Source organism: Stenotrophomonas sp. GD04145 (assembly GCF_029835135.1).
In the GTDB taxonomy this organism is placed as follows: Bacteria; Pseudomonadota; Gammaproteobacteria; order Xanthomonadales; family Xanthomonadaceae; genus Stenotrophomonas; species Stenotrophomonas maltophilia_P.
Window position 1 is genome coordinate 1 of the sequence record NZ_JAODZG010000009.1, and the last position, 19,157, is coordinate 19,157.

The 19,157-nt window shown below is 69.0% G+C and carries 16 protein-coding genes; 9 read left to right on the forward strand and 7 right to left on the reverse strand.

Going from position 1 to position 19,157, the window contains the following annotated elements; translation table 11 throughout:
• Positions 1 to 26 precede the first annotated feature (26 nt).
• A complete protein-coding gene (locus N7367_RS07020; protein ID WP_053517252.1) occupies positions 27 to 425 on the forward strand; it encodes a hypothetical protein in 399 nt (132 codons plus the stop codon).
• Positions 426 to 472: 47 nt separating this feature from the next.
• On the opposite strand, the gene recD is transcribed toward N7367_RS07020, so the two are convergent.
• The 3 genes from recD to recC are packed head-to-tail and all read right to left on the reverse strand — an operon-like array spanning position 473 to position 9,371.
• A complete protein-coding gene (recD, locus tag N7367_RS07025; RefSeq protein WP_279942054.1) occupies positions 473 to 2,353 on the reverse strand; it encodes an exodeoxyribonuclease V subunit alpha in 1,881 nt (626 codons plus the stop codon).
• On the reverse strand, positions 2,350 to 6,024 hold the full coding sequence (recB, locus tag N7367_RS07030; RefSeq protein WP_279942055.1) for an exodeoxyribonuclease V subunit beta: 3,675 nt from the start codon (positions 6,022 to 6,024) through the stop codon (positions 2,350 to 2,352). Before recB ends, recD begins: the two co-directional genes overlap by 4 nt.
• Entirely contained in the window at positions 6,021 to 9,371 is a 3,351-nt protein-coding gene (gene recC / locus N7367_RS07035; RefSeq protein ID WP_279942056.1) for an exodeoxyribonuclease V subunit gamma, read from the reverse strand. Before recC ends, recB begins: the two co-directional genes overlap by 4 nt.
• Before the next feature lie 190 nt (positions 9,372 to 9,561).
• Here recC and N7367_RS07040 point away from each other — a divergent pair, with 190 nt between their 5' ends.
• The 6 genes from N7367_RS07040 to N7367_RS07065 are packed head-to-tail and all read left to right on the forward strand — an operon-like array spanning position 9,562 to position 13,648.
• Positions 9,562 to 10,350, forward strand: a complete 789-nt coding sequence (locus tag N7367_RS07040) for an ATP-binding cassette domain-containing protein (protein WP_279942057.1) — start codon at positions 9,562 to 9,564, stop codon at positions 10,348 to 10,350.
• On the forward strand, positions 10,350 to 11,099 hold the full coding sequence (locus N7367_RS07045; protein WP_279942059.1) for an MlaE family lipid ABC transporter permease subunit: 750 nt from the start codon (positions 10,350 to 10,352) through the stop codon (positions 11,097 to 11,099). Before N7367_RS07040 ends, N7367_RS07045 begins: the two co-directional genes overlap by 1 nt.
• A gap of 58 nt (positions 11,100 to 11,157) precedes the next feature.
• Positions 11,158 to 11,682, forward strand: a complete 525-nt coding sequence (mlaD, locus tag N7367_RS07050; RefSeq protein ID WP_053517247.1) for an outer membrane lipid asymmetry maintenance protein MlaD — start codon at positions 11,158 to 11,160, stop codon at positions 11,680 to 11,682.
• A complete protein-coding gene (locus N7367_RS07055; protein WP_074902558.1) occupies positions 11,679 to 12,341 on the forward strand; it encodes an ABC transporter substrate-binding protein in 663 nt (220 codons plus the stop codon). Before mlaD ends, N7367_RS07055 begins: the two co-directional genes overlap by 4 nt.
• Positions 12,331 to 12,642: an STAS domain-containing protein gene (locus N7367_RS07060; protein ID WP_053517244.1), complete on the forward strand. Its 312-nt coding sequence runs from the start codon at positions 12,331 to 12,333 to the stop codon at positions 12,640 to 12,642. Before N7367_RS07055 ends, N7367_RS07060 begins: the two co-directional genes overlap by 11 nt.
• Before the next feature lies 1 nt (position 12,643).
• Positions 12,644 to 13,648: a VacJ family lipoprotein gene (locus N7367_RS07065; protein ID WP_279942060.1), complete on the forward strand. Its 1,005-nt coding sequence runs from the start codon at positions 12,644 to 12,646 to the stop codon at positions 13,646 to 13,648.
• Positions 13,649 to 13,706: 58 nt separating this feature from the next.
• Here N7367_RS07065 and N7367_RS07070 read toward each other — a convergent pair whose 3' ends face one another.
• The 3 genes from N7367_RS07070 to rmuC form a co-directional block, all read right to left on the reverse strand.
• Positions 13,707 to 14,252, reverse strand: coding sequence for a glutathione peroxidase (locus N7367_RS07070; protein ID WP_065174060.1), 546 nt, complete (start codon positions 14,250 to 14,252; stop codon positions 13,707 to 13,709).
• 68 nt (positions 14,253 to 14,320) lie between these two features.
• Positions 14,321 to 14,710: a hypothetical protein gene (locus N7367_RS07075; RefSeq protein ID WP_279942061.1), complete on the reverse strand. Its 390-nt coding sequence runs from the start codon at positions 14,708 to 14,710 to the stop codon at positions 14,321 to 14,323.
• Positions 14,711 to 14,781: 71 nt separating this feature from the next.
• Positions 14,782 to 16,344 carry a DNA recombination protein RmuC gene (rmuC, locus tag N7367_RS07080; RefSeq protein ID WP_279942062.1) on the reverse strand — a complete coding sequence of 521 codons (1,563 nt, stop codon included), beginning with the start codon at positions 16,342 to 16,344 and terminating at the stop codon, positions 14,782 to 14,784.
• A gap of 50 nt (positions 16,345 to 16,394) precedes the next feature.
• On the opposite strand from rmuC, the gene N7367_RS07085 reads away from it, so the two are divergent.
• Positions 16,395 to 17,000, forward strand: a complete 606-nt coding sequence (locus N7367_RS07085; protein WP_053517238.1) for a glutathione S-transferase N-terminal domain-containing protein — start codon at positions 16,395 to 16,397, stop codon at positions 16,998 to 17,000.
• Positions 17,001 to 17,072: 72 nt separating this feature from the next.
• Here the strand turns inward: N7367_RS07085 and N7367_RS07090 are convergent, their stop codons facing one another.
• Positions 17,073 to 18,080 carry a zinc-binding alcohol dehydrogenase family protein gene (locus N7367_RS07090; protein ID WP_279942063.1) on the reverse strand — a complete coding sequence of 336 codons (1,008 nt, stop codon included), beginning with the start codon at positions 18,078 to 18,080 and terminating at the stop codon, positions 17,073 to 17,075.
• 91 nt (positions 18,081 to 18,171) lie between these two features.
• Here N7367_RS07090 and N7367_RS07095 point away from each other — a divergent pair, with 91 nt between their 5' ends.
• Complete coding sequence (locus N7367_RS07095; protein WP_279942064.1) at positions 18,172 to 19,143, forward strand: LysR family transcriptional regulator; 972 nt, start codon at positions 18,172 to 18,174, stop codon at positions 19,141 to 19,143.
• Positions 19,144 to 19,157: the final 14 nt, after the last annotated feature.

The window sequence follows — 19,157 nt, forward strand, 5'->3', positions numbered from 1 at the left end:
TTTCGCCCCGACAACAGGACGGTTCAATGAGTTACGACATGATGGTGTTCGAGGCCAGCGTCGCCCCGCGTGAGGCGGCAGCGTTCATCGCCTGGTTCGAGAAGCAGACCGCCTGGGGCGAGAACCACGAGTACGACGATCCGGTGGTCAGCAGTCCGGCGTTGCAGGGCTGGTTCGCCGCGATGGCACAGGAGTTCCCGCCCTTGAATGGTCCGCTGAGCAACGATGAGGACGATCGCGCCGAGGTCACCGACTACAGCATCGGCCGGCACGTCATCTACGGTGCGTTTGCCTACTCCGTGGCCGAGCGTGCGCATGGCCGGGTACAGGACCTTGCGGAGGAGCACGGGGTGGGCTTCTTTGATGTCAGCGCGGATGAAGCGGCCATCGTGTTCCCCGATGGCCTGGTGCTGATCGCGGAATGACGCCGGGTCGGATCCCGTTCCCGTTGGGAAGGGGATCCGACCCCGGTTCAGAACAACTGGCCCTGCACCGTGGGCTGTTCCATGCGCGCTGGTTGTTCGGCCACCTCTTCTGCACCCAGCCGCCAGGCCAGGCCGCCGATTCGACTGGCATGGCGCTTGAGCGCGGCCTGCAGCACGTCGGCACTGGCCGCCACATGCAGGACCTGGCGGGCACGGGTCAGCCCGGTGTAGATCAGCTCGCGCGACAGCACGCGACTGTCCTGCCGTGGCAGTTGCAGCCAGACCTCATCGAACTCCGAGCCCTGTGCCTTGTGCACGGTCATTGCGAACGCGCTCTCGTGCGCCGGCAATGCGGCCGGATGGAAGGCGCGCGGCTGATCGGCGGTGTCGCCGGGGAACCACGCCACCATCGCGCCCGTGCTGTCGCGCAGGCAGATGCCGACATCGCCGTTGAACAAGCGATGCCGATAGCTGTTCTCGGTTACCAGCAGCAGGCGCCCCTGGAAGTAGCCCGGGGTGGTGCCGGCCAGCAGCTGTTCGATCCGCTCGTTGAGGCCACGGGCTCCCTGCGGCCCTTCACGCAGCGCGGTCAGCACGCGCAGGCGGCCGGCCTGCTGCAGTGCCAGGACCGGGTCCCGGATATCGGCCAATGCACGCCAGCGGCCCAGCAGATGCTCACGCTGGTCACGCAGCGGATCCGGCTCCCCTTCGTGGAAGCGGACTCCCGACAGTTCGCCACTGCGCAGCAGTCGCAGCGTGGTGACGCTGTCGCCATCGCGGACGGCACGCGCCAACGGTGCCAGATCCAATGCGTCGCTCTGCCGGTAACCGCGCTGCAGCTGCACCCGCCGACCGGTGAATGCACGGACCGGCGCCGGCGGCTGCAATGCCGGTTCCGCCAACACCCCCTGCAACGCCAGTGCATCATCGACGCGCGTGCCCATGCCATCACCGCTGGCTCGCAGGATCGCGCCCAGCACGTCGCCGGCTTCGACCGAGGGCAGCTGGTCAGGATCGCCGAGCAGGATCAGGCGAGTGCCGCTGGCGATGGCATCGACCAGTTTGGCCATCATCGGCAGATCGATCATCGACGCTTCGTCGATCACCACCACATCCAGCGGCAGCGGATTATCGGCGTGGTGGCGGAAACGGGGCGAGTCGGGAATGACGCCCAGCAGGCGATGCAGCGTGGTACCGGTGGTAGGCAATGCGGCGCACAGCGCCGGGTCCAGGCCCTCCTCCTGCAACCGCTGCACGGCCAGACGCAGGCTTTCGGCCATCCGCTCGGCGGCGCGGCCGGTCGGTGCGGCCAAGGCCACCTTCGGCGGTGGCTGGCCGGTATGCGCTGCCTGCGCAGCCAGCAACAGCAGCAGGCGCGCGATGGTGGTGGTCTTGCCGGTGCCGGGTCCTCCGGTCACCAGCGCCAAGGGATGACGCAGGGTCACGCCTGCCGCGCGCGCCTGATGATCCTCGGCATCCCGGGCCTGCGGGAACAACCGTGCGAACAGAGGCGCCAACGCGGGCAGATCCGGCGCCGGCAGCGGATGGCCGCCGATGCGCTGCAGGCCTGCCGCCAGCTGCCGCTCGTACTCGCGATAGCGGCGCAGGTACAGCAGGCCATTCTCCATCACCAGCGGGGCGTCATCTGCGACAGCATCGGCGCGCCCGGGGGTCGCGACCCAGGGCGAGGCGCGCAGCTGCTCGATCCAGGATTGCGGCGCCGGCCAGGCGGATACGCCTTCCAGCAGCCGGTGCGGCTGCGCCGGATCGAAACCGGCATGCCCCAGCGATACCGCCAGCGAGGCCAGGGCCGCCGCCAGGGCCACGTCCTCCGGGGTGTCCGTGCGCAGGCGCTGCAGGCCGGTGGCCAAGGCGTGGTCGATCGTCCGCAGCTGGCCATTGCGGTACAGATCCCTGAGCAGGCTCATGCGCTGGCTCCAAGCGCGCGTGCCGCCAGCTCGGCCTGGGCCTGCCTGCCTCCGGCGAACAACGCATCGAGCGCGTCCACCAGTTCGAGCGGGAAACGATCGGTGTAGACACCATTGCCAGTGCCATCCAGGCCGCGGCAGAACAGATAGCGGATGCCGCCCATGTCGCGTTCGTAGCGGTAGGCCGCCCCCAGCCGGAAGCGCAGCCAGCGATGCAGCGCGACGGTATAGATCAGGGCCTGCAGGTCGTACTCGCTGTGGCGCATGGCGATGGCCAGCAGGTCGGGGCTGTAGCCCGGCAGCCGGTTGGATTTGTAGTCGAGCACGTACCAGCGGCCATCGCGCACGTAGGTGAGGTCGATCATGCCGGTCATCAGCCCTTCCAGCCGGCGGCGCTGGCCGAAGCCCCGGCGCGCGCTGGCGATGCCATGGGCATGCAGTACATCCAGCAGCGCCGGCACAGCGGTCGGCTCGATGGCGAAGTGGAAGTCGATCTCGGCACGACGATCCTGCGCGGGCACGCTGTACAGCGCGCCGCCCTCCGGCAGCTCCGCGATGAGGGTCTGGCCGACCAGTGGCACCAGCACCGCGATGCCGTCATCCAGGTCCGCATCTGCATAGCCCTCTTCGCGCAATGCCTTGCGCAGCACGGCGGCCTGGCCTTCCGGCGCTTCCTGGCCAGGCTGCCAGGCGCCCCATGCGGCGAAGTCGACGTTCTCCATCGCTTCGTGCAGCACGTTGCCGAAGCGGCTGCCCATGAACCGCGGGTCGACCGGCGCGGCCTCTTCGGTCGCGGCAGGATCCGGCAGCGCGGGCTCCAGGGGCAGCTCCGCGCCAACCGGTTCGTCGGCCGCCGGCGCCGGAAGTTCGGTGGCGGCCGCCTCGATGTCACTGCCACTGCCGGCATCGGCATGGGCCAGCTGGGTGAAGCTGTATACCCACCAGTCGTGGGGCACGCGACGCGCCTGCGTGCGCACTGCCGGAAGTTCGCCGTCCATTTCCACCGCCAGCTGCGGCAGCTGCGCCACCGGCTCGCTGTCGTCGACCTGCACATCGGCGCACCCGCGCAGGGCCTGCAGGTCGCCCAGCAATGGCGCCAGTGGGGTCCTGGCAAGACCGGCGAGGTCACCGATGGCGATCCACAGCGCGTGCTCGGCTCGGGTCATGCCGACGTACAGCAGGCGCGCGTCCTCTGCCTGCTGTTCGTGCCGCGCCTGGCGGCTGACGGCGTCCCACACCTCGTCCCTGTCCAGCTTCCAGTGCAGCTGGCGCTCGCCGTCCAGATGCACGGTGCAGTGTGCAGCGCTGTTGTTCGCGCCGCGCTCGATGCCCACGAACGGCAGGAACACCAAGGGGTATTCCAGGCCCTTGCTCTTGTGCAGGGTGATGATCTGCACACGGCGCGCGTCCGATTCCAGGCGCAGCAGCTGCTGCTCATCGTCCTGGTCGGCGCTGGCCATCCGGCCCTGCAGCCAGTCCAGCAGGCCATGCATGCCCAGCGCCTGTGCCGACGCCTCCTGCAGCAGCTCGCCGAGCTGGAGGTAATTGGTCAGCCGGCGCTCGCCATCGATCAGCGCCAGCAGGCGTTCGCCCTGTGCGGCGCAGACGTCGGCGATCACCGCGAACGGGCCGCCGCGCTGCCATCGTTCGCGCCAGTGCAGCAGCTGCGCCTGGAATCCCCGCTGCAGGTCGCCTTCGCGTTCCATCGCTGCGATCGCACTGGCAGGCTGGCCGAGCAGCACGGTGGCCAGCGCGGTACGCAGGCGGCCTTCGTCGGCCGGTTGCAGCAGGGCCAGCAGCAGCGCGCGCAGGTCGCGGGCTTCGCTGGTGGCGAACAGGCTCTGCCTGCCGGCTGCCACCGCGGGAACTCCAACAGCCGCCAGCGCACGCTGTACAAGCGTGGCCTCGCGATGCGAACGCACCAGCACGGCGATGTCAGCCGGCTGCACCGGGCGACCACGCAGCAGGGCCCTGCCGGCGCGCGCGTCCACCAGCACCTGGTGAATGGCGGCCACACACGCCCGCGTCGCGGCCTCGCGGGAGGCATCGGCAGCCAGCGGCCTGTCACCGCCGCTGCGCAGCACGCGCAGGGTCAGGGCTGCGGCGGCATGGCCATCACGCTGGTAATCCGCATCTACACGTACGCCGCCCGGCCGCACCGGCTCGAAGCGGATGTCACGCTCGAGGAAGGCGTCCTCACCGCCGTTGTCGTACAGCATCTGCAGCACGCGCAGCAGCGCAGGGCGCGAGCGGAAATTCTGGTCGAGTGCCGGCGCGGGCTGCGCAACCTGCCTGGCCTTGAGGTAGGTATGGATGTCGCCGCCGCGGAAGCCATAGATCGCCTGCTTCGGATCGCCGATCAGGAACAGCGCTGGCGCCAGTCCCAGTTCGCGTACCTCCGGCGAATCGCCGAACAGGGTGTGGAAGATGCCCCATTGGCGGTCATCGGTGTCCTGGAACTCATCGACCAGGGCAATGCGGTACTGCGCGCGCAGCCGTTGCACCAGCGTCAGCCGTTGCGGCCCCTGCAGGGCAAGCGCCACGCCGTCGATCAGGTCATCGTAGGTCTGCACCCGTCGCGTCTGTTTCAGCAGAGCCAGTCGCTGCGCGGCTTCGGCGCGCAGGGCGTGCAGGAAGCGGATCGCGCGCTGGCGAAGCCACGACATGACCACGTCGGCGGCATCCCACCAGGCCTGCAATGCGTCGAAGAGGGGCGCATCCGGGCATGCGCCCTGCTGATCGTCCCGGCAGAGGGCCTGCATCGAAGTGGGCAGCAGCTTCTCCAGATGGAGTTTTCCATCGCGTGACCAGTCCGCGACCGCCTGCCCGGCGACCAGGGTGGAGAATGCCTTGTCGAAGCTCGGCCGCTTGGCACGACGTCCATCGAAGACCTTCTTCTCGAACGCCGTGGCGATCTGCCCACGGGCCGCATCAAGACCGGAGTCGATGGCGGACGCGAGGACCTGCGCGGCCTGCAGCATCCGCGGCCGCGGATCGTCCGGCAGCGTCGGCAATGGCAATGGATGCAGCGGCGGTGCGGCCAGCAGCGCGCGCAGGTCGCCTGCCAGTGCGTCCGGGCTCGACCACAACAAGGTCAGCGGCTCCAGTGTGGCCGGATCGTTGGCGTGCACGCGCCACAGGTCAGCCGCCAGTTCCTCCATCAGCTCGCGGTCGCTGGTCAGCAGCTCCGGAGGATCGAAGGTGTGGCCGCTCTCCAGTGCGTGCTCGCGCAGCACGCGGGTGCAGAAGCCGTGGATGGTGAAGATCGCGGCCAGATCGATTTCGTCGGCAGCGACCTGCAGGCGACGCTTCAGCGCCGCCGCGCTCTCATTGCCGGCATCGAGATGGCGCCGCAGGATCTGCCGGGTCAACCGCATGTCGGGTGCCTCGCCGTCGCCCGGAGGCAGGTCGACCATCCGCGCGGCCAGCGCCAGTCGCTCACGGATGCGCTTGCGCAGTTCCTGGGTCGCGGCATCGGTGAAGGTCACCGCCAGGATCTGGCCGATACGCAGGCCCTGCTCGACCACGAGCCGGGTGAACAGCGTGGCCAGGGTGAAGGTCTTGCCGGTGCCGGCACTGGCTTCGATCAGGCGGACGCCATCCAGGGGCAGTGCGAGATACGGGTCGATACCGGGATGTTCGATGGGGCTGCCTGCCACGGTAGCGTTCATCCGGTGACCTCTGTATGTGAACCGGCGCCGGGCACGCGGCCTTCGCGCAGCGCGCCGAACACCACCTGGCTGTTGTGCAGCAGCTCGGCATACCGGGCATCGTCTGCGAAGGGATCGGCACCGCGCATCAGCAACTGCCAGGCGTCACTGCGGGATTCGCCCCAGCTGCGGTCGCTGCCATGCCACTGCTTCCAGCCCTCGCTGCGCTGTTTCTCGCCGCTGGTCGTGTACAGCACCCAGCCGGTGTAGGGAGCGAACCACAACGGCTCACGCAGGCCACGCCGGCGCAGCTGCAGCAGCGCGCGCAGGGCGGCCCGCGCCGCGGGCACGGACAGTGCCGGCAGGACGTGCGGACCCTGACCGGCGTCACCGCCGTCGTGGAACTGGACCAGCGGCAACGCGTCGCCTGCCGCATTGGCCAGCAGCCAGTCCAGCCCCTGGCGGATCACCGCGTTGCCGTTGAGCGTGCCCGCGCGCAGCCGCACCAGACCACCGGGATGGCGATCGGCAACCCGGCCGTGCAGGCGCACGCCGTCGATCTGGACCTCATAGCGGCGGCTTTCCGGCTGTACGCCCTGCATCCAGCCCAGCATTGCGTCGGCATAGGGGCGGGTCTTCGATTGTTCCACCTCGAACTGCCGCTCGCCCAGCGCGCCGGATGGCACCAGCGCGCGTGCGCGCAGCCTCGGGTAGAGCGGGTCGTCATCGCCGATGAGGGTGGCACGCACCACCGCGGCCTGCACACTGCGCGTGTCCGGCCCTCGCGCGGACAGCACCAGCGGCTCCAGATCGACGACGTCCTCGACCTCATCGGCCAGTCGAAGGCCCAGAGACTGTGACAGGAACTGCCCAGCCGGATCGCACAGAAAACGGCGCAGGCTTTCCAGAGACAGCTCCTCTTCCACCGCAGCTTCGACCGGCGGCGGCAGCGCCGCCGCGTCGAACCACGGCGACAGCCCGCCACGCTGCCCGGCCAGGCGACCGGCTGCCGGATGCCATTGCCGGCGGTAGCTGAAGCGACGCGGGTCGCCATCGCCGAACGCGGCGGGGGAGAACGGCTGCAGCGCGTGGCGGACCGTGAATGCCGCGGCGGCGGCGGCTGGATCGAGGTGGTAGGCCGCCACGGCGTCGATCAGCTCGCTGACCAGCACCGACGGTTCCCGCACGCTGCCATCGCGCGGATCGGCGCCGAGGTAACTGAGGTAGAACACGTCCTGTGCGGCGGCGAACAGCTGCAGGAACAGGAAGCGATCGTCCTCGCGGGTGGAACGGTCGCCCGGGCGGCGTCGGGGCGTGTCCAGTTCGGCGGTGAGCTGGTTCAGGCCGGCCGCCGGATCGCGACGCGGGAAATCGCCATCATTGAGGCCGAGTACGCAGATCACCCGGAACGGCAGCAATCGCATCGGCACCATGCGGCCGAAGCTGATGCCGCCGGTCAGCAGCGGTGCACGCGTGTCGGCTTCGGCCAGGGCGGAGGCGAAATGCGCACGTATCACTTCGGGAGGCACCCCGTCGCTGAAGCCGGCCTTGTCCGCGTCTTCGGCGAACTGGTTGAGCAGTTTGCGCAGCCGCTCCAGCGCGCGCTGGCTGTTGGGTGAGCCGGGCGGGGTCGGCAGCAGCGCATCCAGCAGCGACAGCAGGCGCTGCCGCCACTGCGCCGGAGTCAACGTCTCGCCAAGACGGCGCTGGTAGGCGGCCAGTACCCGCAGCAGGCGCAGCAGGCGGTCCAGCGCATCCAGCGCGCCACCTTCCAGCCCGGTCCACGGCGCGACGCCGGCCAGGTCGGCATCGCTGCCGGTGGCATGGCCCAGCAGCAGGCGATCCAGCGCGAACTGCCAGGTGTAGGCATCATCCGGTGGCGCGCCGTGCCGGGCGCGATGGTCCGCATCCAGCCCCCAGCGTGCGCCCGCCTGCTGCAGCCAGCCATGCAGGCGGTCGAAGTCGGTCGCGTCCAGTCCGGCTGCCTCGGCCAGGGGCGCGCTGGCCAGCAGATCCAGCATTTCATTCAGGCCGAACCGCGAGACCGGCAGGCCAATCAGGTGCACGAACACATCGGCCAGCGGTTCGCCCGCCAGCGGACTGCTGTCGGCCAACGCGTAGGGAATGTGGTCGTCCTCGCCACCGCGGCCACAGAACACGGCCTCCAGGTAGGGCACGTAGGGATCGATGTCCGGCGCCAGCACAGCGATCTCGCGGGCCTGCAGCGGCGGGTCGAAGCGGTCATCCTCAAGCAGGCCACGCAGCTGGTCGTGCAGGACCTGCAGTTCGCGCAGGCGGGTGTGGCAGGCGTGCACCTGCAAGCTGGGATCATCGCCGGCCAGGCCATCACGCAGTTCGCCGGACGGCAGCGCCCGACGGTGGAACAGATCGCGCTGCAGGCGGTGCAGCAGGCTGTCGGACAGGCCGCCGTCGGCCATCGTCGGCCGCGCGTCGTCTTCCGGGTCGATGTAGGCGGCGATCTCACCGGCCGGGTGTACCACTTCATAGCTGCCCAGCACCGCCATGAAGTCGCGGCCGGCTGCGCCCCAGGCTTCCAGCAGGCGGTTTTCTCCCGCCGCTTCGCCGAAGGGATCGGGAGCGCCGCTGCGCAGCCGCTCGGCCAGGGTCTGCAGGTCGCCCCAGTACGACTGCACCGGGGTGGGCAGGTAGAAATGCAGTTCGCCCACCCGCGCCTGGGTCGCCATCACCCGCAGCACGTCCGGGGAGATGTTGAGCGTCGCGAATGCGGACATGCGCGGCGGCAACCCCTGCGGCAATGGCTGGCCGGCACCCTCGAAGCGGTCCAGGTAGGTCTGGATGCGGCGCGCGCGGTAGCCATGCCCACCGGCAACGGCGCGCCACAGGCTCGCCTGGGGATCGGCCGGGTCGGCCCCGGCCTCCCAGCGCAGCAGCCAGTCGCGCCGCCAGGCCTGGTATTTCTCGAACACCGACGCCAGCTCGCCGGCCAGGGCCCAGGGTTTCAGCCCATCGCTGCCGGCAAGATAGGACTGCAGCGCACGCATCGGTGGTTGCCCGAGCAGCGCCGGATCGCGCAGCGCCCGGTACAGCCGCCAGTGCAGGCCGGCAGCATCGAGATCGTCGGCTTCGCCATCGACGTTGGCGTTGAGCGCACGGGCGACGAACTCACCCGGGGTGAGGAATTCGAGGTTGGCGGCGACACCGTATTCGGCGGCCAATGTCGCCTGCAGCCAGCGCCGCATCGCCACCTGCGGGATCAGCACCACGTCCGGTGCGAGCAGCGGCTGCCCTGGCATCGGCGCACGGACGTTGCGTGCCAGCAGCGCGGCCAGCACATCCAGCGAGTTGGAATGGTAGAGGCGGAAGTCGCTGCCCGGGTCACTCATCATGCACAGTGTGCAGCACGGCTGGCAGTATTCAATGGTCAAACCTGTCACCGGCACGGATTGTTCCGGGTCGCCCGGCGATTGTCCCGACCTGCCCGGGGCCCTGCCGTGCCACAATACTGCACCGTCCAGTCTGCTTATGTTCAGCCGGCTGACCCGATCCTTCGATGTCGAAAAAATGTTAATGGTGCCCATGTCGGCTTCCACCTCCAGTCTGGTGCAGTTGTCCAACGTCCGCATCGACCGGAGCGGACGCACGATCCTGCGCGACGTTTCCCTGCAGGTGCCGAAGGGCAGCATCACCGCCGTGCTCGGTCCCTCCGGCAGCGGCAAGTCGACCCTGCTGGCCGCGCTGACCGGCGAACTGCGCCCGGCGGCCGGCGATATCACCCTGTTCGGCAAGCCGATCCCGCACCGCAGCGCCGAGCTGCTGGAGATGCGCAAGAGCGTCGGCGTCCTGCTGCAGGGCAATGGCCTGCTGACCGACCTCACCGTGGCCGAGAACGTCGCCCTGCCGCTGCGCACCCACACCCGCCTGCCGGCGACGGTGCTGCGCCGGCTGGTGCAGATGAAGCTGCACGCGGTGGGATTGCTGGCCGCGGCCGATGCCTGGCCGCGCGAGCTGTCCGGCGGCATGGCGCGCCGCGTGGCGTTGGCCCGTGCGCTGGCGCTGGATCCACCGCTGATGATCTATGACGAGCCGCTGACCGGGCTGGACCCGATCGCGTCCGGGGTGATCATGAGCCTGATCCAGCGTCTCAACCACAGCCTGGGACTGACCAGCATCATCGTCAGCCACCACGTGCACGAGACGCTGCCGATCTGCGACCAGGTGATCGCCATCGCCAATGGCGGCATCGTCTTCCAGGGCACGCCCGACGCGCTGCAGTCCAGCCAGGACCCGTTGCTGCGTCAGTTCCTGCACGGCCAGCCCGATGGCCCCATCCCGTTCGACGCCGAGCCGCGCGCGAGGGTCGCCTGATGCCCTTCATCCAAGCCACCCGCTCGCTGGGCCGCGCCGGCCTGTTCTCGCTGACCGTGCTGCGCGGTTCGCTGCCGACCCGTGATTTCCTGGCCGAACTGACCCGCGAGATCTACAAGATCGGCGCGCGCTCGCTGCCGATCATCGCTGTCGGCGGCGCCTTCGTCGGTCTGGTGTTGACCCTGCAGGGCTACCGCACGCTGACCACCTTCGGCGCGGCCGATGCCCTGTCGACCCTGCTCGGCTTGTCGCTCTACCGTGAACTGGCCCCGGTGCTGACCGCGCTGCTGTTCATCGGCCGTGCCGGCAGCTCGATCGCCGCCGAACTGGGCCTGATGCGCGCCACCGACCAGATCAAGGCACTGGAGCTGATGGCGATCGACCCGGTGGCCAAGGCCGTGGCGCCGCGCTTCTGGGCAGCCGTGCTGACCGTGCCGCTGCTGACCGGCATCTTCTGTTCGCTGGCGATCAGCGCCAGCTACTTCGAAGCGGTGCACGTGCTCGGCCTGGACAATGGCGTGTTCTGGTCGGCGCTGCGCAACAGTGTCGACTTCTGGGACGATTTCGGCGTGGCGATGCTGAAGTCGGCGATCTTCGGCGGCACTGCAGCCCTGGTCGCCGCCTATGCCGGTTTCCACGCCGAGCCGACCATCGAAGGCACTTCGGTGGCCACCACCCGTGCGGTGGTCAATGCCTCCCTGCTGGTGCTGATGTTCAACTTCGTGCTGTCGGCAATGCTGTTCACCTAACCCTTCCATCGGCGGTGCGCGGTGCGCGCGGCCACAACGACTCGATCAGGTACTCCCCATGGCCATCCGCGGTCCCAGACTCGAATTCTCCGTCGGCGCATTCCTGCTGCTGGCCCTGGCGTCGCTGCTGGTGCTGGCCGTGGCTTCCACCAACCAGCGCTGGAGCTGGGGCGGTGACGGCTACGAGCTGAAGGCGCGCTTCTCCCAGGTCGGCCAGCTGCGCAAGCAGGCGCCGGTCAAGATCGGCGGCGTTACCGTCGGCCAGGTTGCCGCAATCGACCTGGACCCGGTCAAGTTCGAATCCATCGTGACCCTGCGCATGGACAGCAAGGTCAAGGACCTGCCGGCGGATACCTCGGCCGGCATCTTCACCAGTGGTTTGCTGGGCGAGAGCTATATCGGTCTTCAGCCCGGTGGTGATCCGGAAGTGCTCAAGCCCGGTGAGGAGATCGTCTTCACCCAGCCGGCAGTGGACCTGATCCAGCTAGTCGGCAAGTACATGTTCAGTGGCGGCGCCGGCGGCGGCGCAGACCCGAAGCCCAACGATGGCGCACAGGCGCCTGCAAAGGAACCGCAACCATGAAGATGAAACTGATCCCGGCCCTGCTCGCGTCCTCGCTGCTGCTGGCGACCCCGTTGCTCGCCCAGGCGCAGGCCGCGGCCCCCGCTGCCACCGCTCCGCAGGCCCAGGCCGGCAAAGTGGTGATCGATGCCAGCAGCCGCATCCTGTCCACCCTGCAGCAGCGCAAGAGCGAGTTCAGCAGCAATCCGTCCAGCCTGCGCTCCTACATCGACAGCGAACTGAACCGCACCTTCGACCGCGACTACGCGGCGCGCCTGGTGCTGGGCACGCATGCACGCGGCGCGTCGGATGCGGACATCAAGCTGTTCGCCGATGCGATGGCCGACAGCCTGATGCAGCGCTACGGTTCGGCCCTGCTGAACATCCAGGGCAGGCCGAGCTTCCGCCTGAAGGGTGAAAGCCCGCTGCCCGGCAACCGCGGCGTGCGCGTGAGCACCGAGCTGGTGCGTGCGGGCAACGAACCGACGCCCGTCGAGTACTGGATGCGCAACGTGAACGGCCAGTGGAAGATCTTCGACGTCAACATCGAGGGCATCTCCTACGTGCAGACCTTCCGCAACCAGTTCGACAGTCCCCTGCGCCAGAAGGGCATCCGACAGGTGGCCAACGAACTGCACAGCGGCAGCATCCAGGCCGGACCGGCCGGCAATGGCAAGTAACGCGCTGGCACTGCTGGAAGGCGGCACCCTGCGCCTGCGCGGGGCGCTGGATCGTGCCGCTGTCATTGCACTGTGGCCGCAGCTGCAGGCGTTGCCGGCGCAGCTGGCACGGCTGGAACTGGGCGAGGTCGAGCGCGTGGACAGCGCCGGCCTGGCCCTGCTGGCCGAGCTGGCCGCGCGCGCGCGCAAGGCCGGCCACCCCCTGGTGATCTCCGGCATGCCCGCCGGCTACAACGAACTGAGCGCAGCCTACCGGCTGTCGCCCGACCTGGATTTCAACGCTACTTCTGCTGCGAGCTGACATGAACGTCGTACGCGCTCTCCCCCTGATCGTCCTGGCCGCCGCGCTCAGCGCCTGTGCCGGCAAGCCCGCGCGCAGCGATGCGCCGGTTGCCGATACGCTGGTTCCGGCCAGCCCGACCGCCGCCACCGATACCGCCACCGATGCCCCCGCACCGGCAGCGGAGCCCATCCCCGTGGCCAGCGGCGAAACGGCCACGGCCAATACGCCTCCGGCCACGGACGCGTCTGCTGGAACCAGTGCCTCGGCTGCCGCTGCGCAGCCCGGCGGCGACGATGATTTCGACGCGCTGTACGGCGCCGACGGTGCGGCCGGCAACGCGGTGGCCTACGACCCGTGGGAACCGTTCAACCGCAAGGTGCACCGGTTCAACGTGGCGGTCGACAATGCCGTCGCGCGACCGCTGGCGACGGCTTACACCCACGTGGTGCCACGCTTTGCCCGCACCGGTGTGAGCAACTTCTTCAGCAACCTGCGCTCGCCGGTAACGATCGTCAACCAGCTGCTGCAGGGCCGTCCGGATGATGCCTGGGACACGCTGGGTCGCTTCCTGATGAACTCGACGCTGGGTATCGGTGGCCTGTTCGATCCGGCCAGCAAGGCGATGGTCGCCAACCGCAAGGAAGACTTCGGCCAGACGCTGGGTGCATGGGGCTGGCGTCGCTCGCGCTACGTCGAGCTGCCGTTCTTCGGTCCCCGCACCGTGCGTGATGTGTTCGGCCTGGCCGGCGACATGCCGCTCTCGCCGATCCGCAACATCGAAGAGGACAAGGTCCGCATCGGCCTGCAGGGCCTGCAGCTGGTCGACAGCCGCGCGCAGCTGCTGGCGGTGGACGATCTGCGCAGTTCGGCGGTGGACGAGTACGCGCTGGTCCGCGATGCGTGGCTGCAGCGTCGCAACTACCAGATCGAGAACGATCTGCGTGGCAAGCGCAACCGCGGCCAGGACGATCCCAACTCGCCGATCCCGATCGATGCGATGCCGATGCCGCAGTGGGGCAACTGAGTCCTGCCGGCACCCCATGAAAAAACCCCGCCTCGGCGGGGTTTTTCATGGCGGGCGATCAGGCGCCCAGTGCGGCGTCGACGGCCTCGCGCAGACGCGCATCATCGGCGGCCACATCCGGCGCGAAGCGGGCGATGACCGCGCCGTCGCGGCCCACCAGGAACTTCTCGAAGTTCCACAACACCGCCGGCGCCGGGTGGATCGGAATCTCCTTGCTGGACAGTCGCTCGCGCAGCGGGCCTTCGCCGATGGCCTGCGGCTGCGCGGCGATCAGCTGCTGGTAGAGCGGGTGCGTGTCATCGCCGGCCACGCTAATCTTGGCGAACATCGGGAATGTGACATCGTAGGTCAGCTGGCAGAACTGCTGGATCTCCGCCTCGCTGCCCGGCTCCTGGCCAAGGAAATTGTTGGCCGGGAAACCGAGCACTTCCAGCCCCTGTGCCTGCTTCTGCGCATACAGCGCCTGCAGGCCCTCGTACTGCGGGGTCAGGCCACACTTGGAGGCGACGTTGACCAGCAGCAGCACCTTGCCCTGGTAATCGGCAAGACTGGACGGCTGGCCATCGATGGTGGTGAGGGGAATGTCCTGGATCGGGGTGCTCACGCGGGGGGCTCCGGCAACAGCGGGGAATGGCCCATCAGCATAGCGCCACGTGGCTGCGCCGGAACGCCTCAATCCACGCAGAGCGTGCCCTGTGCCTTGCCGTCGTCGATGCGCTCACGACAGCCGAAGTTCTGGCTGACGTCGCGCTGGCAGGTGCCGGTGGCTGCCGTGCCGACGGCGATGCCGTCGCTGGCCAGGCATTGGCCGGTGCAGTCACGCTTGCTGCTGCAGGTCTTTCCTGCGTCGGCGTATGGAATCACGCACTGCAGGCGCTGCAGGCGTCCCAGCGGCTGCAGGGTGCCGCCGGCGGCCTGACAGTCCACATCACGCGCGTCCTGGTAGGCCTGGGCGGCCTCCGGGCCTGGCTGGGCATCACCGGCCTGCGTGGCAGGCGGTGTACTGCTGCATGCAGCAAGCACTGCGGCCAGGGCCGCACTGGCGGCAAGGTGGAAACGCATGGCGGTACCTGTTGGCGATGGACAGGCCGCCAGCATACGCATCGCCCCCGTCGGCAGGGTGTCTGCGTCGCTCAGCGGGCGTCGGTCCCGCCTTCACTTCCGTCATCCTCGCCGCTGCCTTCCGCATCCCCTTCGCCCAGGTCGCCGAGCAGCGATTGCGCCTGCTCGGTGGCCAGCGATTCCACTCCGCGCAGCCTGCGCTCGATGGTGCGCGTCTTGCGGCTGGCGTCGCCAATACTGCGGCCCACGGTGCTGATCTGCTTCTCGGCCTTCTCGAGGATGCCGGCGAACTTGCCGAATTCGCTCTTCACCGCCCCCAGCAGGCTCCACACCTCGCTGGACCGCTGCTCGATGGCCAGCGTGCGGAAACCCATCTGCAGGCTGTTGAGCAGAGCGGTGACCGTGGTCGGCCCGGCCACGACCACACGGTGATCGCGCTGCAGGCCGTCGACCAGGCCCGGACGCCGGATCACTTCGGCATACAGGCCCTCGGTGGGCAGGAACATCACTGCGAAATCCGTGGTGTGCGGCGGCACGATGTACTTCTCGCAGATCGACTTGGCCTGCACCCGCACCGCGCGCTCAAGCTGGATGCCCTGCAGGCGCACGCCCTCGGCATCGCCCTGCTCCTGCGCATCGAGCAGGCGCTCATAGTCCTCACGCGGGAACTTGGAGTCGATCGGCAGCCATACCGGCGTGTCGTCGTTCCTGCGGCCCGGCAGGCGCACGGCGATGTCGACCATCTCGCCACTGTCTGGACGGACCTTGACGCCCCGCGCGTACTGCTCCTGGGTCAGGGTCTGCTCGAGAATGTTCTCCAGCTGCACTTCGCCCCAGCTGCCGCGGTTCTTGACGTTGGTCAGCACGCGCTTGAGGTCGCCGACGCCGGTGGCCAGCTGCTGCATCTCGCCCAGCCCGCGCTGCACCTGCTCCAGGCGTTCGGAGACCAGGGTGAACGACTGCCCCAGTCGTGTTTCCAGCGTCGACTGCAGCTTCTCATCGACGGTGTGGCGCATCTGCTCCAGCTTCTGGGCGTTGTCGTTCTGCAGCGCGCGCAGCTGTTCTTCCAGAGTGGCGCGCATCTCGGCGATGCGCTGTTCATTGCGCTGGGTCAGCTCCTGCAGCCGCAGGCCCAGGCTATCGGTCAGGCGCTGCTGGGACAGTGCACCCTCTTCGCGGCCCTTGCGTGCATCGTCCACCAGGGTCTGGCGCAGCGCGCCGAGCTGGGCATCGGTGCGGCCGGTGAGTTCCTGCAGCTGCTGGCCGAAGGCATGGATGCGCGCCTCCTGCTGCTGGCCGAAGCTCTCCAGCTGGCCTCGCAGTTCCTGCAGCCGCTGCGCCAGCAGGGCGCCGCTGCGCTGCTGGCTGTCGGCGGCTTCGGCGCGTGCCTTGCGTGCATCCTCGCCCAGCGCCTCGCGCAGCAGGTCCAGGCGCTGGTCGGTGCGGGTCGACAGGTCGGTCAGCGCCCGGGCAAAGCCATCCAGCTGTTCGCGCAATTCACTGCGGCCGGCCCGCGCCTCCTCGCGTACGGCCTGCTCCAGCCGATCATGCGGTGGGCGGCGCAGCAGGGCGACCAGCTGCAGGATGAGCACGACCAACAGGAGGCCGGCGATGAGCAGGAATTCGGTTTGCATGGCACCAGTGTAGGCTGGGCCAGTCTCAACTGCTGCGTCCCGCCCCGGTCATGCTCGCGCTGTTCGGAAAGCCCACGTCGATCAACGTACGCAAGGTGCTGTGGCTGTGCGCCGAGCTCAGGCTGGCCATCGAGCACGACCCGGCACCGTCGGCACGGCGGCTGGCCGGGCTGAATCCGAACCTGCAGGTGCCGGTGCTGCGCGACGGCGGCTTCGTGCTGTGGGAATCGAACAGCATCTGCCGTTACCTGGCCTCCCGCGCCGGACGCGCTGACCTGCTGCCGGCAGATGCGCAGGCGCGTGCGAAGGTCGAGCAATGGATGGACTGGCAGGCGACCGACCTCAACACCGCTTGGCGCCACGTGTTCATGGCGCGCGTGCGGCAGCATCCTGACTATCCCGACGACGGCCGCGCCGAGACCGGCCTGGCCCGCTGGAATGAGCTCATGGGTCTGCTGGATGCCCAGCTGGCCGGCACGGGAGCGTATGTCACCGGCGACGACTTCACCCTGGCTGACATCGTGCTCGGCCTGTCCACCCAGCGCTGGCGCAGCACCCCCGGCGCCAAGCCCGCGCTGCCCTGCCTTGACGCCTGGTTTGACCGCCTGCGGCCGCGACCCGGGTTCGCCGAACACGTCGACAACGGTGACCCCTGAGGCAGCGGCACGTACCGCGAGGCCTCCTGCAGGGCCGGGTCATGCTTTGCTCTGCAGGAGGCAGACAGGCCTCTACCAGCCCTCGAGAACGATCTTGCCCTTGGCGCGGTGACTCTCCAGCACGGCATGCGCGCGGCGCAGGCTCGCCGCTTCAATGCGGCCGAAATGCTCGCCCAGCGTGGTCTGCAGCACGCCGGCATCGACCAGGTCCGCGACGCGGTTCAACAGCACGTGCTGCTGCTGCATGTCCGGCGTCCGGTACAGCGGGCGGGTGAACATCGATTCCCAATGCAGCGACAGCGCCTTGCGCTTGAGGGCCATCACATCCAGCTGGCCAGGATCGTCGATCAGCCCCAACTGGCCCTGTGGCGCCAGCACCTCCACGATCTGCGCGAAATGCTGGTCGGTGTGGGTCAGGCTGGCGACATGCTCCACCTGCGCGATGCCCAGCCGTGCCAGCCCTTCGGCCAGTGGCTGGCTGTGGTCGATCACATGGTGCGCACCCATCGCGTACACCCAGTCCTGCGTCTCCGGGCGCGAGGCGGTGCCGATCACGGTCAAGCGGGTCAGGCGACGCGCAAGCTGCACCAGGATCGAGCCGACGCCACCGGCCGCGCCGATCACCAGCAGGGTCTGGCCCTCGCCTGCGCCCTCGGCGATGCGCAGGCGATCGAACAGCAGCTGCCAGGCCGTGATCGCCGTCAGCGGCAGGGCTGCGGCGGCCGCATCATCGAGGCTGGCCGGCTTGCGGCCCACGCTTCGCTCGTCCACCAGCTGGTACTCGGCATTGCTGCCGGACCGGTCGATCACGCCTGCGTAGTAGACCGCATCGCCCGGCTGGAACAAGGTCACCTCACCGCCCACCGCATCGACGATGCCGACGGCATCCCAACCGAGCACGCGCGGGCCTTCGGTGGCCATGTTGCGGCGGACCTTGGTGTCGACCGGGTTCACCGCCACCGCGCGCACCGCCACCCGGAGGTCGCGCGGGCCCGGCTGCGGAAGCGGCAGGTCGATATCGATCAGGGCCTGTGCATCGTCGATCGGCAGGCCGGCATGGGAATAGGCAATGGCGCGCATGGCAGCGGTCCAGTGAGAAAGGAGGCCACAGCGTGCGCCGCGCACGGTCCGCCGGAAAGGCGCACAATCGGGCAGGACTTTCACTCCTGCAATGAAAATGATCCGCTTCGACGACCTGCAGCTGTTCGTCCGTACCGCCGCGCTGGGCAGCTTCTCGCAGGCCGCGCGCGAGGCCGACCTGCTGCCCGGTCAGGTCGCCGCCGCCGTGGCCCGGCTCGAGCGCGAACTGGACCTGCGCCTGTTCGTGCGCACCACCCGCAGCCTGCGGCTGACCGCCGAAGGCGCGCTGTACCTGCCTTACGCGCAGGAGGTGCTGGCGACCCTGCGCGAAGGCCAGGCCCGGGTGCAGGGCGAGGATGCCGAGCCGCATGGCACGCTGCGGCTCTCTGCCCCGTCGGACTTCGGACGCAACCTGCTGCTGCCGTGGCTGACCCGGTTCCGTGCGATGCATCCGCGATTGCGGCTGCATCTGCGCCTGTCCGACGAAGTGGCTGATGTATTCCGCGATCCGGTCGATGTGGCGATCCGCATCGGGCACTTCGATGATGCCAGCTATGTCGCCCTGCCCCTGCTGGAAGGCAACCGGCGCGTGCTGGCGGCGTCGCCCGGCTACCTGCAGCGGCGCGGCACGCCGCAGCGTCTGGAGGATCTGCGCGAGCACGACTGCCTGGCCTACCAGCTCGGTGGTCGCGCCTATGACCGCTGGGCCTTCGAGGTCGACGGCCGTCGCGTGGTGATCCCGGTACAGGGCCCGCTGGTGTGCGACGACGCCGATGTGGTACGGCGCTGGGCGGTGGCCGGTGAGGGCATCACCTACAAGTCCTGGCTGGACCTGCGCGAGGACGTGCTCGCCGGGCGCCTGCAGCTGCTGCTTGGCGGTCTGGGCAGCCACATCCCACTGCAGCTGGTCTGCCCGCACCGCAAGCAGTTCTCGCCCGCGGTGCGGCAGCTGCATGCGCAACTGCGCCAGCACCTGCAACCGCTGCTGTCGGGCATGCCCGAGGGCGGCGGCGGCCCCCTGTCACAGCGCGCGGCACTGGCCGACAATACCGGCTCCCCGTAGCGAGAGAACACCGC

Bases quoted from the DNA above. Each gene is read 5' to 3' on its own strand.
- N7367_RS07020 (WP_053517252.1), top strand. From the start codon at position 27: ATGAGTTACGACATGATGGTGTTCGAGGCCAGCGTCGCCCCGCGTGAG.
- recD (WP_279942054.1), bottom strand. From the start codon at position 2,353: ATGAGCCTGCTCAGGGATCTGTACCGCAATGGCCAGCTGCGGACGATC.
- recB (WP_279942055.1), bottom strand. From the start codon at position 6,024: ATGAACGCTACCGTGGCAGGCAGCCCCATCGAACATCCCGGTATCGAC.
- recC (WP_279942056.1), bottom strand. From the start codon at position 9,371: ATGATGAGTGACCCGGGCAGCGACTTCCGCCTCTACCATTCCAACTCG.
- N7367_RS07040 (WP_279942057.1), top strand. From the start codon at position 9,562: ATGTCGGCTTCCACCTCCAGTCTGGTGCAGTTGTCCAACGTCCGCATC.
- N7367_RS07045 (WP_279942059.1), top strand. From the start codon at position 10,350: ATGCCCTTCATCCAAGCCACCCGCTCGCTGGGCCGCGCCGGCCTGTTC.
- mlaD (WP_053517247.1), top strand. From the start codon at position 11,158: ATGGCCATCCGCGGTCCCAGACTCGAATTCTCCGTCGGCGCATTCCTG.
- N7367_RS07055 (WP_074902558.1), top strand. From the start codon at position 11,679: ATGAAGATGAAACTGATCCCGGCCCTGCTCGCGTCCTCGCTGCTGCTG.
- N7367_RS07060 (WP_053517244.1), top strand. From the start codon at position 12,331: ATGGCAAGTAACGCGCTGGCACTGCTGGAAGGCGGCACCCTGCGCCTG.
- N7367_RS07065 (WP_279942060.1), top strand. From the start codon at position 12,644: ATGAACGTCGTACGCGCTCTCCCCCTGATCGTCCTGGCCGCCGCGCTC.
- N7367_RS07075 (WP_279942061.1), bottom strand. From the start codon at position 14,710: ATGCGTTTCCACCTTGCCGCCAGTGCGGCCCTGGCCGCAGTGCTTGCT.
- rmuC (WP_279942062.1), bottom strand. From the start codon at position 16,344: ATGCAAACCGAATTCCTGCTCATCGCCGGCCTCCTGTTGGTCGTGCTC.
- N7367_RS07085 (WP_053517238.1), top strand. From the start codon at position 16,395: ATGCTCGCGCTGTTCGGAAAGCCCACGTCGATCAACGTACGCAAGGTG.
- N7367_RS07090 (WP_279942063.1), bottom strand. From the start codon at position 18,080: ATGCGCGCCATTGCCTATTCCCATGCCGGCCTGCCGATCGACGATGCA.
- N7367_RS07095 (WP_279942064.1), top strand. From the start codon at position 18,172: ATGAAAATGATCCGCTTCGACGACCTGCAGCTGTTCGTCCGTACCGCC.